The organism is Clostridium sp. CM037, assembly GCF_055081095.1.
Window position 1 is genome coordinate 1045163 of record NZ_CM143650.1, and the last position, 15972, is coordinate 1061134.

Annotated in this window: 12 protein-coding genes; 9 read left to right on the plus strand and 3 right to left on the minus strand. The window is 32.6% G+C overall.

What is annotated here, in order from left to right:
- Entirely contained in the window at positions 1–1344 is a 1344-nt protein-coding gene (locus ACWJKP_RS04900) for an APC family permease (RefSeq protein ID WP_165411734.1), read from the minus strand.
- Positions 1345–1632: 288 nt separating this feature from the next.
- Positions 1633–2613 (minus strand): lipoate--protein ligase, encoded by a 981-nt coding sequence (locus ACWJKP_RS04905; protein ID WP_165411661.1) that lies wholly within the window; start codon positions 2611–2613, stop codon positions 1633–1635.
- 169 nt (positions 2614–2782) lie between these two features.
- Here ACWJKP_RS04905 and gcvT point away from each other — a divergent pair, with 169 nt between their 5' ends.
- The 9 genes from gcvT (at position 2783) to ACWJKP_RS04950 (ending at position 14291) form a co-directional block, all read left to right on the plus strand.
- The gene (gene gcvT / locus ACWJKP_RS04910; protein WP_165411735.1) at positions 2783–3889 is read left to right on the plus strand and encodes a glycine cleavage system aminomethyltransferase GcvT; all 1107 of its coding nucleotides are present in this window, start codon (positions 2783–2785) and stop codon (positions 3887–3889) included.
- Between the two features lie 18 nt (positions 3890–3907).
- Positions 3908–4291, plus strand: coding sequence for a glycine cleavage system protein GcvH (gene gcvH / locus ACWJKP_RS04915; RefSeq protein ID WP_165411662.1), 384 nt, complete (start codon positions 3908–3910; stop codon positions 4289–4291).
- Position 4292: 1 nt separating this feature from the next.
- Complete coding sequence (gene gcvPA / locus ACWJKP_RS04920) at positions 4293–5636, plus strand: aminomethyl-transferring glycine dehydrogenase subunit GcvPA (RefSeq protein WP_165411663.1); 1344 nt, start codon at positions 4293–4295, stop codon at positions 5634–5636.
- The gene (gene gcvPB, locus ACWJKP_RS04925) at positions 5633–7087 is read left to right on the plus strand and encodes an aminomethyl-transferring glycine dehydrogenase subunit GcvPB (protein WP_165411664.1); all 1455 of its coding nucleotides are present in this window, start codon (positions 5633–5635) and stop codon (positions 7085–7087) included. The genes gcvPA and gcvPB overlap by 4 nt, the downstream gene beginning before the upstream one ends.
- A 210-nt stretch (positions 7088–7297) precedes the next feature.
- A complete protein-coding gene (gene lpdA, locus ACWJKP_RS04930; RefSeq protein WP_165411665.1) occupies positions 7298–8698 on the plus strand; it encodes a dihydrolipoyl dehydrogenase in 1401 nt (466 codons plus the stop codon).
- Positions 8699–8899: 201 nt separating this feature from the next.
- Entirely contained in the window at positions 8900–9664 is a 765-nt protein-coding gene (gene surE / locus ACWJKP_RS04935; RefSeq protein WP_165411736.1) for a 5'/3'-nucleotidase SurE, read from the plus strand.
- An 83-nt stretch (positions 9665–9747) separates the two neighbouring features.
- A complete protein-coding gene (locus tag ACWJKP_RS04940) occupies positions 9748–11508 on the plus strand; it encodes a bifunctional homocysteine S-methyltransferase/methylenetetrahydrofolate reductase (protein ID WP_165411666.1) in 1761 nt (586 codons plus the stop codon).
- Between the two features lie 183 nt (positions 11509–11691).
- Complete coding sequence (locus ACWJKP_RS04945) at positions 11692–12054, plus strand: ArsR/SmtB family transcription factor (protein ID WP_165411667.1); 363 nt, start codon at positions 11692–11694, stop codon at positions 12052–12054.
- Between the two features lie 68 nt (positions 12055–12122).
- On the plus strand, positions 12123–14291 hold the full coding sequence (locus ACWJKP_RS04950) for a heavy metal translocating P-type ATPase (protein WP_165411668.1): 2169 nt from the start codon (positions 12123–12125) through the stop codon (positions 14289–14291).
- 61 nt (positions 14292–14352) lie between these two features.
- Here ACWJKP_RS04950 and nagE read toward each other — a convergent pair whose 3' ends face one another.
- Entirely contained in the window at positions 14353–15753 is a 1401-nt protein-coding gene (gene nagE / locus ACWJKP_RS04955; protein WP_165411669.1) for an N-acetylglucosamine-specific PTS transporter subunit IIBC, read from the minus strand.
- Positions 15754–15972: the final 219 nt, after the last annotated feature.

Below are 15972 nucleotides of genomic sequence, written 5' to 3' on the forward strand. Positions count from 1 at the left end.
TTAGTGTTGTTTCTTTTTAGTAATATACCAATATACAGGCAATCCAATTAAGGTTATTGCAAGTCCTATAAGTGCTTTTGAAGTATCAGTTAAAAGCGTACTTACTAGGATATATATACCTCCAGTAATTCCGATGAGTGGAACTATTGGGTAGAAGGGTACTTTATAAGGTCTCTCTAAATCTTTATGTTTTGTTCTTAATATAAAGATACCAGCTACTGCCATTGTGAAGAAAATCCATAAAACAAATATAACAAGATCAGTTAAGGTATCAAAAGAACCGCTAAATACATATAAAGAGGCGAGTACTGCCTCGAAAATAAAAGCGTTTAATGGAGTTTGATATTTTTGATTAACTTTTCCGAGGAACTTATCAAAAGGTAAAAGTTTATCTCGAGCCATGGCAAAAGGTATTCTAACTCCTGTCATTAGGTAACCATTTAATGTTCCAAAGATTGAAATTAATATACCAGCAGTTATAAATAATGAACCAAATTTTCCAAATAAAACTGTTGCAACATCGGAAGCCACTTTATTAGAACTAATAACAGCTGTTATAGGAATTATGTTTATAATTGCTAAATTAAATAAAACATACACTGTTATAATGACGATTAGCCCTAAAATTATGGACTTTGGTATGTCTTTTTTAGGATTTTTAAGTTCTCCTGCTATATTACCTACGCCTACCCAGCCATCATAAGCCCAAAGTGTTCCAAGCATAGCAGCTCCAAAACCAGCTCCGGCTGCAGTAGTCCCTAGTGGCAAGGAAAAACTGTGAGCTGTTCCTTTTATAAGGCCTAAAGCAATAATAATAAAAATTGGGATTAGTTTTGCAACAGTTGCAATGAACTGAATTTTACTAGCAAGTTTTGTTGATAACACGTTTGCAGTGGTGATAACAAATATCATTAATATTGCAAATAGTTTTTGCTGGATTGGACTCATAGGTACGAAATTAGTAGCTTGAGTTGCTAAAACTATTGCGAGTGCTGCAGCGGCACCGGGTACATAAATAACCGTCTGTACCCAACCAAATAAAAATGCCCATTTTTCTCCATAAAGTTCTTTAAGATATATAAATATACCACCAGTTTTTGGAATAGCTGCTGCTATTTCAGCTATAGTAAGACCAGAAGCCATAGTTATAATGCCACCGGCGACCCAAGCAAGTATTCCCATGGTTGGAGATCCTGCATTTTTAAATACAATAGAAGGTTTAAAGAAAATCCCTGAACCTATAACCATACCTATAACTAGGGTAATGGATTCTAGTAAGCCGATTTCTTTCTTTAGTGTTTTTGGTGAATTATTGATAGAATTTAATTCTTTTGATGCTTCCAGAATAAATCATCCTCTCTTTTGTTAGTCTTAAAATAATAGAAAACTCATTTAAGTGGGTCAAATCATCTCCTGCGGAGCTGAAATGCCGCTAAAATATATAAAGACATGAAGTAAAAAAGCGGCAAAAGCACTGCATTTTTACTACATGTCCTCTTATCTGAAAGTTTCATTAGATAATAATCTAAGTTGCTCCAATAAAAATATTTTAAATAATTATAATCCCAAATGTAAATTTTATTATTTCTTTATATTTTATTAGCAAATTCAAATATAGTCAAGAAGAATTTTTTAAAACATACAACTTAAAATATCTTCTATATTTGCATTTGAAAAATAATCAGATATATTAAAGGCTGAAAGCGCTTTTTTTACATCAGAATACACATGATTTACGCCTATAAGGGCAGCATCTATGTCTGAGATATCAAGTTTGCTAAAGAAATCACCATATATCGTAATATCTTTTATTATTCCATGTTGTACTTCCATATTACATTCAACGGTTCCAAATGAAAATTTCTTTTCATTTGTGAAATTATATTTTGGTGAATGTCCAAAATTCCATTCCCAAGTAGAATATTTTTCGGTGGCAAGCTTATTTATATTATTTAGATCATATGGAGTAAATTCATACAAATAATCTGAGTTATTTTCAGTAATAATATAGTTCATAATTAACTCTTTAAATTCCATGATAGATAGAGGCTGTGTTAAGTGCGAGCTTATATTAGTTACCCTGCTTAATACGGATTTAATACTCTTGTCTTGAAATTTTAAAGGTTTAGCTTGTAATGCTTTTGATAAATCCGAAATATTTGATGAAAAAAGCAAGGTGCCATGATGAAGAACTCTGTTTTTGTAATTATATTGTGCATTGCCTGAGAATTTTTTACCTTCAATGGTTAGATCATTTCTTCCACTAAATTCTGCATTTATGTTAAGTGAGTTTAAAACATTTAAAATTGGCAAGGTAAATTTTCTGAAATTATTAAAATTTTCTTCGCTACTATTTTTGATAAAAGTGAAATTCAAATTGCCTAAATCGTGAAAAACAGTGCCTCCACCAGATAATCTCCTTACCACAGGAATATTATTTGGTTTTATATAGTCTAGGTTAATTTCTGATAAGGTATTTTGGTTTTTTCCGACGATGATACAAGGATCATCCCTCCAGAGCATAAAACAGTCCTCTTTAAATTTTTTTAGCAAATATTCTTCCGATGCTAAGTTAAAATAGGGACTTGTATTTGTGTTATTTATATAAATCATAATATTTCCTCCTTGTATTAACTTTGATCTAAAATTATAAACCAATATATATATTTAATTGAATTATATACCAAAAGACATTATAATGAAACATGAAAGAGAATAAAAAACAATCATTTTTTTTATATTTAAATGCATATATTTTACAAAAAATGGGGAGGGAAGTATGTTGGAAAATTTAAAGAAAACGCCGTTATACAGTGCTTATAAAGAATATGGTGGAAAAATAGTTGATTTTGCTGGGTGGCAAATGCCAATACAGTTTGAAGGGATAATTTCTGAACATGAAGCTGTAAGGTCTGCTGCCGGACTTTTCGATGTGTCACACATGGGAGAAGTAGAAGTAAAAGGAGCCGAGGCCTTTGAATTTGTACAAAATTTAGTTACAAATGATATAGCAGTACTTGAAGATAATCAAATACTATATACTTTTATGTGCTATGAAAATGGAGGAGTAGTTGATGACCTTTTAGTATATAAATTTGGTAAGGAACATTTTTATCTTGTTATAAATGCAGGGAACATAGATAAAGATTTTCAATGGATGATTGACAATAAGGGCTCCTATGACATGGAACTCACTAATATTTCAAATGAAGTAGCAGAGGTTGCGATTCAAGGACCAAAGGCACAAAAGATACTTCAAAAAATAACTGATCTAGATTTAGATAAAATTAAATTTTTCTATTGTAAACGAGATATTCTTGTAGATGGTGTAAAATGTCTTATTTCAAGAACAGGATATACAGGTGAGGATGGGTTTGAAATATATACTTCCCCAGAGGAAATAGAAAAATTATGGCATAAACTACTTAATATAGGTGAGGAAGAAGGACTTAAACCCACAGGCCTCGGCTGCAGAGACACTTTAAGATTCGAAGCTTGTCTCCCTTTATATGGAAACGAATTATCTCAAGATATTACACCGCTTGAAGCAGGACTTGGATTTTTTGTGAAGCTTAAGAAAACTGGATTTATAGGAAAAGAAGCTCTTCTAAAGCAAAAAGAACAAGGTCTTAAGAGGAAATCAGTAGGCTTTGAAATGAAGGATAGAGGAATTCCAAGACATGGTTATGAAGTTACTGCACGCGGAGAAAAAATCGGAATGGTAACAACGGGATATTTCTCGCCTACATTAAAGAAAAATATAGGTCTTGCTTTAATAGATTCTAAATACTCAGAATTAGGTACAGAAATTGAAATTGGGATTAGAGGTAAAGCATTAAAAGCTGAGGTAATAAGTAAAAAATTCTATAAGAAAAATTATAACAAATAAAATTTAGGGGGATTTTAAATGAAAACATTAAAGGAATTATTTTATAGTAAAGATCATGAATGGATAAAAATTAAAGGTAATAAGGCATACGTTGGAATTTCTGATTATGCACAACATGCTTTAGGAGATATTGTTTTTGTTGAGCTACCAGAGGTAGATGCAGAAATTACTAGTGGGGATGTTTTTGGGGTCATTGAGTCTGTTAAAGCAGCTTCTGATATGTATATTCCATTTAGTGGAAAGATTTTAGAGGTAAATGATGCTGTAGTAGATAACCCAGTATTAGTAAACGAAGACTGCTATGAAAATTGGATGTTTCTTATAGAAATTACAAATAAGGAAGAATTAAAAGAACTTATGAACGAAGAGCAATATAATGAATATTGCAGTAAGGAGAAATAAGATGTTTCCTTATATACCTAATACTTTAGAAGATGAAAAGGTAATGTTAAAAAGTGTGGGTGCGGGGTCTGTACAGGAATTGTTTAAAGATATACCAGAGGACCTTAAATTAAATAGAAATCTAAATATAAATTCACCCATGTCAGAACTGGAAGTGCAAAAACACGTAAAATCACTTTGTGATAAAAATAAAAGCGCTGAAGAGTTAGTTTGTTTTTTAGGAGCTGGAGTTTACGATCATTATATACCTTCTATAATAAAGCATATAGTTTCAAGATCAGAATTTTATACATCATATACACCTTATCAACCAGAGATAAGCCAAGGTACTCTTCAAGCTATTTTTGAATATCAAACATTGATATGCAATTTGACCGGACTAGACGTTGCGAATGCATCTATGTATGATGGTGCTACGAGTTGTGCTGAAGCTGCTTTTATGGCTGCTGAGCATACAAAAAGAAAATCTATAATTGTATCTAAAACAGTACATCCAGAAATTAGAAAAGTCATTCATACCTATGCAAAATTTAAGGGATTAGAACTAATAGAAGTAGATGAGAAGGAAGGAGTTACTGATACTCTAAAATTAAAAGAACTTGTAGATAGCAGTGTGGCAGGAGTTATAGTTCAAAACCCTAATTTCTTTGGAATAATTGAAGATATGAGGTCGGTTGAAAAAATTACTCATGATAATAAAGCTATTCTAATAATGAGTGTAGATCCTATATCTCTTGCCATATTAAAAACTCCAGGAGAAATAGGAGCAGATATTGTGGTAGGAGAAGGCCAATCACTTGGAAATGCAATGAACTTTGGAGGACCTTATTTGGGATTCATGGCAACGACGAAAAAACTTATGAGAAAAATGCCAGGAAGGATTGTAGGTCAGACCATCGACGTAGATGGGAAAAGATCCTTTGTATTAACGCTTCAAGCTAGGGAACAACATATAAGACGCGAAAAAGCAACTTCTAATATATGTTCAAATCAAGCTTTAAATGCATTAACTGCTGCAATTTATCTTACAACTATGGGAAAACAGGGATTAAAAGAAGTGGCATATCAAAGCACTCAAAAGGCGCACTATGCTTTTAATGAAATAATTAAATTAGAAAAATACAAGCCAGTATTTAATAAACCTTTCTTTAAGGAATTTGTAATTCAGGGACAGGAAAGGGCTAGTATTATTAACGATAAATTATTAGAAAATAATATAATTGGTGGATATGATATAGAGAAAAATTACCCTGACCATAAAAATGCTCTACTATTCTGTGTAACAGAAAAAAGAACAAAACCAGAAATTTGTGAGCTAATAACTGCAATGGAGGGGATAAAATGAAACAGTATAATAAATTAATATTTGAAATCTCAAAAGAAGGAAGACGAGGATATACGTTACCTTGTTGTGATGTAGAGAGTATCGATATTAGCGAAATTATACCTGAGCATTTGCTAAACAAAAAAGACATATCCCTTCCGGAAGTAAGTGAAGTAGATGTTATAAGACATTTCACTCTATTGTCTAATAAGAATTACGGGGTAGATACTGGCTTTTATCCTTTAGGTTCGTGTACTATGAAATATAATCCAAAAATTAACGAAGATATGGCGTCTATGACCTCATTTACTCAGATCCATCCATATCAAAGTGAAAAAACGGTACAAGGTTCCTTACAATTAATGTATGAACTTAGTGAAAAATTAACTGAGATATCCGGAATGGATCAGGTTTCACTTCAACCTGCAGCAGGGGCCCATGGAGAGCTTACTGGACTTATGATTATAAAAGCTTTCCATGAAAATAAAGGGGATTTTAAAAGAAAAAAGATTATAGTTCCAGATTCAGCTCACGGAACTAACCCAGCCAGTGCAAGTGTGGCAGGCTTTGAAATTGTAGAAGTTAAATCTAATGAAAAAGGTAGTGTAGACCTAGATAGTTTGAAATCTGTATTAAACGATGAAATAGCGGGATTAATGCTAACAAATCCAAACACCTTAGGTTTATTTGATGAGAATATTAAAGAAATAACAAATCTAGTACATGAAGCTGGTGGACTTGTATATTATGATGGAGCAAATTTAAATGCCATTATGGGTATAGCAAGACCAGGAGATATGGGATTTGACGTTGTTCATATGAACCTTCATAAAACATTTTCTACCCCACATGGTGGTGGTGGACCGGGAAGCGGACCAGTAGGAGTTAAAAAAGAACTTATACAATATTTGCCTGTCCCAATAATAGAAAAAATTGAAGAAAAATTTGTTCTTAATTATGATGAACCACTATCTATTGGAAAGGTAAAGAGTTTCTATGGGAACTTCGGAGTACTTGTTAAAGCATATTCTTATATACTTTCAATGGGCGCTGAGGGACTAAAGAAGGCAAGTGAAATGGCAGTGCTTAATGCAAATTATATGAAAAGCAAACTAAAGAACTATTATTATTTACCAATTGATAGAGTTTGCAAGCATGAATTTGTTTTAGGAGGTTTAAAGCAGGGACCAAGTGAGGTAACTACATTAGATATTGCAAAGAGACTTCTAGATTATGGATATCATCCGCCTACAATATATTTTCCAACAATTGTAGATAATGCAATTATGATAGAGCCTACGGAAACAGAAAGTCTTGAAACTATGGATGATTTTATTGAAGCTATGATAAATATTTCAAAAGAAGCAATAGAAAATCCACAGCTACTAAAGGATGCTCCATATGATACTCTTGTTAGAAGGCTTGATGAAGTTCGAGCTGCTAGATATCCAGTTTTAAAATATACTAAATAATATAACTTCGGGATAGTTAAATCATCTCCTGCGGAGCTGTAACATCTTCGTAGAAGATGTATTAACGACTTCAGAAGGAGATTTATACTCCCGCTGAAGTTTTCTATTTGTTGGGGCAAGTAACCCCACTTATAGAAGTGGGAGACTTTCCTTCTGAAATGTCGTTAAGATATCCCGAAGTTATACTGATTTATAGGAGGAGGAGCAGTGATGGAGAAGGATATAGTTATAATTGGGGGAGGTCCTGGGGGATATGTTGCTGCTATTCGCGCAGCTCAGCTGGGTGCTAAGGTTTGTATTGTAGAAAAAGGTGAGCTTGGTGGAACATGTTTAAATAGAGGATGCATTCCTACAAAGGCGCTATATAGAAATGCTGAAATTTTAAATACTTTAAAGAATATTAATGAATTTGGAATAGTGGTTGATAGTTATAGTTTTAGCGTAGAAGAAATTCAAAATAGAAAAGACAAAATAGTTAATCAGCTAGTGAACGGGGTAGAACAATTATTAAAGTCAAATAATATAGATGTAATTTTAGGGACAGCTTGTTTGAAAGATAAAAATACAGTTTCTATCTCTCTTAAGAATGGAGAATTAAGAGAAATAACAACGAAAAATATAATTATAGCAACTGGGTCTATTCCATTAATACCTGATATACCGGGTATAGATCTACCAGGAGTATTTACTAGTGAAAATATATTAGAATTTAAAGAAGTGCCTAATAAATTAGCAATTATAGGCGGCGGTGTTATAGGTGTGGAGTTTGCAGGTATATTTAATTCATTAGGATCAAAGGTAACTGTTATAGAGTTCTTGCCAAGTATTCTTGCTCAAGTGGATACTGATTTAACAAAGAGATTGAGTGTTTCACTTAAAAGAAAAGGTATAGATATGAATATCAACACAAAGGTAATTAGTATTGAAAAATCTAATGAACAGCTAATTGTAACTGCTGATGGGAAAAAAGGAGAAATTGTGTTTACGGCAGATAATGTATTGGTATCCGTTGGTAGAACGCCTATGACTGAAGGGCTTAATATTGAGAATTTGGGTATATCGCTTAATAGAAGAGCTATTGTGGTAGATGAAAATTATGAAACTAACATTCCAGGTATTTATGCTATTGGTGATGTGAATGGAATAAGTATGCTTGCTCATGCAGCAACGCATCAAGGTAAAAAAGTGGTTGAGAGAATTATGGGTTATATTGCTCCTTATTCTAGTGAAATAATACCAAGTTGTATTTTTGCATTTCCAGAGATAGCTTGCGTAGGCATAACAGAAAACGAAGCCAAAGAAAAGGGAATGGAGTATAAAACAAGTAAGTTTTTATTTGGAGCTAATGGCAAGGCATTAGCACTGGGTGAAGGAGAAGGATTAGTAAAGGTTATAGCAACGCTTGAGGATACAATCATTGGAGTGCATATAATGGGACCTCATGCATCGGATTTAATTCATGAAGGGGCTATGGCTATAAATAATAATATGAATGTTTCAAACATCGCTAGCATGATACATGCTCATCCAACACTGTCTGAAGCTTTTGAGGAAGCAGTATTAGGGTTAAAAGGTGAAGCTATTCATATGGTACCTACTAAAAAGAGATAAAAGTAATAAAAAGATTCAAGGGAGTAATTTTAATTAGTCCCTTGAATTTTTTTATTTATAAATTACAGCATACTATTTCAAAATTTTGGGAAATTGCCATTATATTTGGACGTGTTGTATCCTGTTGCGCCATATTTTGCTATAATATAGATAATTAAAAATTATTATCTAATTTAGTTAATTATAGGAGGAGAAATGAAAATGAGATTATTGCTTACAAACGATGATGGTATAAATGCAAAGGGGTTATATGCTTTAGCTAAAGAACTCGAAAAAAATCATGAAGTAATTATTGTAGCACCATATAATGAAAAAAGCGCTTGCGGACATTCCATAACCCTTACAAGGCCACTTATTGTTAGAGAAACAAAAATTGAAGGGTTAAAATCAAAGGCTTTTAGCGTAGATGGAACACCAGCAGATTGTGTAAAAATAGCAATTAATAAGCTCATTGATAGTAAAATTGATGGCAAAATAGATATGGTAGTATCCGGAATTAACAAAGGATTAAATTTAGGTACAGATGTCTTATATTCCGGTACAGTTTCTGCAGCTATAGAAGCGGCTATTTATAAAATACCGGCGATGGCGGTTTCTATGGAAATTAAGCGAAATATTGAAAATTATGAAATGGCAGCTAAATATGCTGGAAAGATATTGCTTAAGGCTATTGAGAATAACATTAAGAATGATATTGTATTAAATGTGGATATTCCTATGCTAAAGGAGAATGAAATAAAAGGAATTAAAGTATGTAAAATTGGAAGTAGATCGTATAACAACCGTTATATAGAAACTATTGGAGAAAATAATGAAACTCAATATGAAATTAAGGGTGAGGTAATAGATATTCATGAGGAGGATTCCGACACAATATATTTTAAAGAGGGGTATGTTACTGTAACTCCACTTCATTATGATTTAACTAATTTTAAAATGTTAGATGAAACACGCAAATGGTTTTAACGACATTTCAGAAGGAAAGTATCCAACTTATATAAGTGAGAGTTCTATACTATAATAAATAGAAAACTTCAGTGGGGGAATTTATGAATATTAAAGAAAAACCATTAATTTTTGATGGCGCAATGGGGACATATTACGCAAGTGTTTGTGAAAATCCATTATCCAAATGTGAACTTGCAAATATTTATGATAAAAATACCATACTAAATATACATAAGGAATATATAAATGCTGGTTGCAAGGCAATTAAAACCAATACATTTGGAGCAAATAAAATTAGCCTTGAAAGTGATTTTGATACAGTTAAAGAGGTTATTGTAAAAGGTTATGAGATAGCAAGGGAAGCCACAAAGGGTACTGAGGTTTTAGTTTTTGCTGATATTGGGCCAATACCATTTTTAGAAATGATGGATTTATGGGAGGCATACAAAGAAATAGTAGATTTGTTTTTAGATCTCGGTGCAACATATTTTATATTTGAAACTTTTAGCAGTGATGAATATCTTGCTGAGATTTCCAAGTATATTAAGGAAAAAAATCCAAATACATATATTTTGATGGAACTTGCGGTTTCGCCAGAAGGGTTTACGAGACATGGAATAAATGGTGAGAAATTTATAGAGAAAGTTTCGCAAATACCAACTATTGATGCCTGTGGATTCAACTGCTTTTCTGGGCCATATCACTTGCTTCAATATATTAAAACTCTTAATATAGAAAATAAAACTATTTCTGTTATGCCAAACTCGGGGTATCCAACAATAATAAATAATCGTACATTTTTTAATAATACTAAAGAATATTTTGCTGTGCAAATGCTAGAAATAGCAAAGCAAGGTGTGGCTATTGTAGGTGGTTGTTGCGGTACAACTCCAGAGTTTATAAGGGAAACTGTTGCAAAAATAAAAGGTTTATCAACACGCGAAATTGTTCCGAGTAAAACTGGAAAAGTTAAAATTGAGAAATTAATCGTTAAAAACCTTCTCCTGGAAAAAATCAGAATAGGGAAAAAAATTATTGCGGTAGAATTAGACCCACCACTTGATACAGGAATTGAATTTTTTATGAATAGTGCTAAGAGTCTTAAAGAGAATGGCGTTGATGCAATAACCATCGCAGATTGTCCTATTGCAAGAGTAAGGGTAGATAGTAGTCTACTCGCTTGTAAGTTGAAAAGAGAACTGGACATCACAACTATTCCACATATGACATGTCGCGATAGAAATATTAATGCTACAAAGGCATTACTTCTAGGCTTAAGTATTGAGGGGGTAAACAACGTTTTAGTGGTAACAGGAGACCCTATACCCTCAGCCCAGCGTGACGAGGTTAAGGGGATGTTTAGTTTTAATTCTGCAATACTTGCTAACTATATAACTAATTTAAATGATATAACATTTTCATCACCTTTTAACATTTGTGGTGCTTTAAATGTAAATGCTATTAATTTTAGTAGCCAACTATTACACGCAAAAAAGAAAATTGAAAGTGGAGTAACTATGTTTTTAACACAGCCAATTTTAACAAAGCAGGCTGTAGAAAATTTAAAACAGGCACGTAGTGAATTACCTGCTAAGATATTAGGTGGAATTATTCCGATTGTAAGCTATAAGAATGCTTGCTTTATGAATAATGAAATTTCTGGAATAAGTGTTTCTGAGGAAATTATGGAACTATACAAGGATATTTCAAAAGAAGAAGCTAGGATTCTTGCAATTAAAATATCTACTGAAATTGCAGAAGAAATCTACCCTTATGTAGATGGATACTATCTTATGACACCGTTTAAAAGAATCGATATTATTTCTGAGATTATCAAGAACATAAGCACTATTAATAATTAATAATTAAAAACTCCAATCATTAATAAATACGTGATTGGAGTTTTAATTTTTTTGATTACAAGTTTTATTAAACTAATGAACTATCCACAATTATTTCCCAGGAATGTTGACAAGTGTAAATGTGTGACATATAATGAACATATGAACAATGATTCATGTGTTCATATGAAGGGAGTGAAATAAATGGGAAAAAATATAGAGGTTTGTACATGTTCTAATATACATGAAGATGTAGTAGAAAAAGTAAGAAAATCAATACCACGTGAGGAAACGTTATATGACTTAGCAGAGCTTTTCAAAGTTTTTGGAGATGGTACGAGAATTAAAATTCTTTGTGTGTTATTTGAAACTGAAATGTGTGTTTGTGATATAGCTGCTCTTCTTAATATGACTCAATCAGCTATTTCTCATCAACTTCGTGTGCTTAAAAATGCTAGACTTGTTAAGTATAGACGTGAGGGAAAGGTTGTCTACTATTCTTTAGATGATCAGCATGTTAAACAAATTTTTGATCAAGGACTTATACACATAAAGGAACTTAGATAATACTCTATTACATAAAGAAAAATTCATAATATAAAAGAAGATAAAAAACTTTGAAAGCGGGGGAGAAAATGGAGACTATAATAAAGAGAGAATTCATTTTAGAAGGTCTAGGTTGTGCTAATTGTGCAAACAAAATTGAAGCTCAATGTAAAAAAATAGATGGAGTATTAGATGCAAATATAAATTTTGTCACTAAAAGCTTAGTAATTCAATTTCAAAGTGAAGAAAAAATAACAAGTGTTATAGATGATGCAAAAAAAATAGTTAAAAGAATAGAACCTGGTGTTAAATTTATAGTAAAACAAGTAAAAACATTTAAACATGAGGAAAAGGGTCATAACCATGGTCATGATCACGGTCATGATCACAGCCATGCACACGAGGAAGAAGGAAATAATAAAAGCAAAATTATACGTTTCTCTGTAGGTGTAGTAATTTTCATCATAGCAGTTATATTTAAATTAGACTATTGGATCGAATTTGCATTATTCCTCATAAGTTATTTATTAATTGGTGGAGACGTCCTAATAGTTGCAGTGAAAAATATATTAAGGGGAGAAGTCTTTGATGAGAATTTCTTAATGGCACTCGCTACAGTAGGAGCATTTTCTATTGGACAATTTTCAGAAGGCGTTGGGGTTATGCTTTTTTATCAAGTAGGAGAATTTTTCCAAGATATCGCTGTAAATAAATCAAGGAAATCTATATCTGCGCTTATGGATATAAGGCCAGATTATGCAAATAAAAAAATTAAAGATGAAATTGTAAAAGTAGATCCGGAAGAAGTACACATTCGAGATATTATAATAGTAAAGCCCGGAGAAAAAGTACCATTAGATGGTATTGTTATAGAAGGAAAATCATTAGTAGATACAGCTGCATTAACTGGTGAATCAGTTCCAAGAGAAGTTAAAAGCGGCGATGAAATTTTGGCAGGGTGCATAAATAAAAATGGATTATTAACTATAGAGGTTGCGAAAGAATTTGGAGAATCAACCCTTGCAAAAATTTTAGATTTAGTGCAAAATGCTAGCAGCAAAAAAGCACCAACTGAAAATTTTATAACTAAATTTGCAAGATATTACACACCGATTGTAGTTATAAGTGCAACAGCACTAGCAATACTTCCACCCCTTTTAATACCTGGTGCTACTTTCTCACAATGGATATATAAAGCATTGGTATTTTTAGTAGTATCTTGCCCTTGTGCACTCGTAATATCTATTCCACTTGGATTTTTTGGAGGAATAGGTGGTGCATCTAAAAATGGTATTTTGGTTAAAGGTGGAAATTACTTGGAGGCATTAAATAGCGTTGAAGTAGTAATTTTTGATAAGACAGGAACACTAACTAAAGGAGTATTTGTGGTTACGCAGATGCATACAGAAGGTGAGATAAGTAGGGATGAATTATTAGAGTATGCAGCATGTGCAGAAAGCAATTCTAATCATCCTATTGCTACATCTATAATAAAAGCTTATGGCAAAGATATACGTAGTGAAGATATTGAAGGCGTCGAAGAAATAGCTGGAAAAGGTATTAGGGCTAAAGTTAAAGGGAAACATGTGTTAGCTGGTAATTCAAAGTTAATGGATAGTGAGAAAATTTCCTATAATAAAGCTGGAAATGTAGGCACAATAATATATGTAGCTATAGACAAGAAATATGCAGGTAGTATTATAATTTCAGATGAGATAAAAGAAGACTCTATTCAAGCAATAGTCGATTTGAAATCTATGGGTGTTAAAAAAATAGTAATGCTTACTGGTGACAATAAAGATATAGCGACGAGTATTGGAAAAATACTTGGTGTAGATGAAGTTTACTCAGAACTTCTTCCACACGAGAAGGTAGAAAAATTAGAATTGCTTCAAAAAGAAAAATCACCTAAAGGGAAGATAGTATTTGTAGGAGATGGAATTAATGATGCACCAGTGCTAGCAAGAGCAGATATTGGGATTGCAATGGGTGGTGTAGGTTCTGATGCTGCAATAGAGGCGGCAGATATAGTAATAATGACAGATGAACCATCAAAAATTGCTGAAGCTATAAAAATTGCTAAAAGAACAAAAACAATTGTTATGCAAAATATTATCTTTGCACTAAGTGTAAAAGCAGTTATTTTAATATTGGCAGTTTTCGGAATTTCAACTATGTGGGAAGCTGTTTTTGGTGATGTAGGAGTCGCTTTAATTGCAGTGTTAAATTCAATGAGAGCAATGAAGGTTAATAGCTAAAAATAGTAAAAGGTTAACAAGAACGAAAAGTTATTGTTAACCTTTTTTATGTGATTAAGGACTATCGGGTCATAGCAATTTTCATTTGAGTTACTAGTGGATCAGCAATGGTACCAACAATAATCTGGTAGTTATTGTTTCCGATCTTCATAACAGCAGTAGCACCAAGATCTTTTAATCTAGTTTCATTGATAAGAGCATTGTTTTTAATAGTTAATCTTACTCTTGTAATACAAGCATCTATAGTCTCTATATTTGATTTGCCTCCAATAGCTTCTAAGATACTAATAGCTCTAAGACCTAACTCGGAAGTATTTAGTTTAGCGAGTGCAGGAGAGGTTTCATCATCTCCTCTACCTGGAGTCTTTAAATCGAACTTCTTAATAGAGAAGAAGAAAACAAAGAAATAAATAACACCGAATATTAAACCTATTATTATTAAAAGTATTGGCTTGCTTGCGATTCCAAAGCTTAGAACATAGTCAAGTATACCTGCAGAGAAAGTGAAACCAGATTTAACGCCTAAAGCAGAGGTTAAAGCAAAAGCTGCTCCCGTTAATATAGTATGCATTAAATATAGTGCTGGTGCAATGAACATGAATAAGAATTCAATTGGTTCTGTAATACCAGTTAGGAAAGCAGTAAAAGCAATACCAAGAAGCATTCCAGTTACAGCTTTTCTATTTTCTTTTTTAGCTGTAGCTATCATTGCAAGACATGCAGCAGGAAGACCAAACATCATAATTGGGAAAAAGCCTGTCATAAATGTCCCAGCAGTTGGGTCTTGTGCAAAAAATCTAGTAAGGTCTCCTGTAACGACCTTGCCAGCAGCATCCGTAAAGGTACCAAACTGTACCCAAATAAGTGTGTTCATAACATGGTGTAATCCGAAGGGAATAAGCAATCTATTTAGGACTCCATATAAGAAGGCGCCTATAGAGCCAGAGTGAGCAATAGAATTACCTGCATTATTAATAATATCTTGAATATGAGGCCAGACATAGCCAGCGCCCACACCTATAATTAAAGTGTAAAAGGATGTTATAATTGGAACGAAACGTTTACCACCGAAGAAACCTAAGAAATCTGGAACCCTTATACTCTTATACTTGTTGTATAGGTAACCAGATAATATACCAACGATAATACCTGCTAGTACACCCATATCTATCTTAGAATTAAAAGTGACAGCAACGTCAGTTAATACAAAGTAGCCAACTGCAGCTGCAAGACCTGCAACTCCATTGTTATCATCTGCAAGACCTATAGCTATACCAATTGCAAAAATCATAGGAAGATGGCCAAAAATAGCATTTCCGGCAGCGAACATCCATGCAATATTAAATATATCTGGAGCCCCTAATCTTAATAGTAATCCGGCTGCAGGCATAACTGCAATTGGCGTCATCATAGCTTTTCCAAGTTTTTGAAGATTTGATGAAAATTTGTTGTTTTTAGACATTTTATTACCTCCTCGTTTTTGGATTAGATAAAAATTATTAATTCTTATCCTCCCTGTGGTTTTCATGGCATGTTACATGATTAAATTATAGGGATAAATGCAGTAATATTTATTAATATAGGTGAAAAGATATTATTAAGTATTACTCAGTACTAAGAATATTTAAGAAATCTAACACCATGATATACATGATAAAAAAATCGTTAAAGGTTTACAATA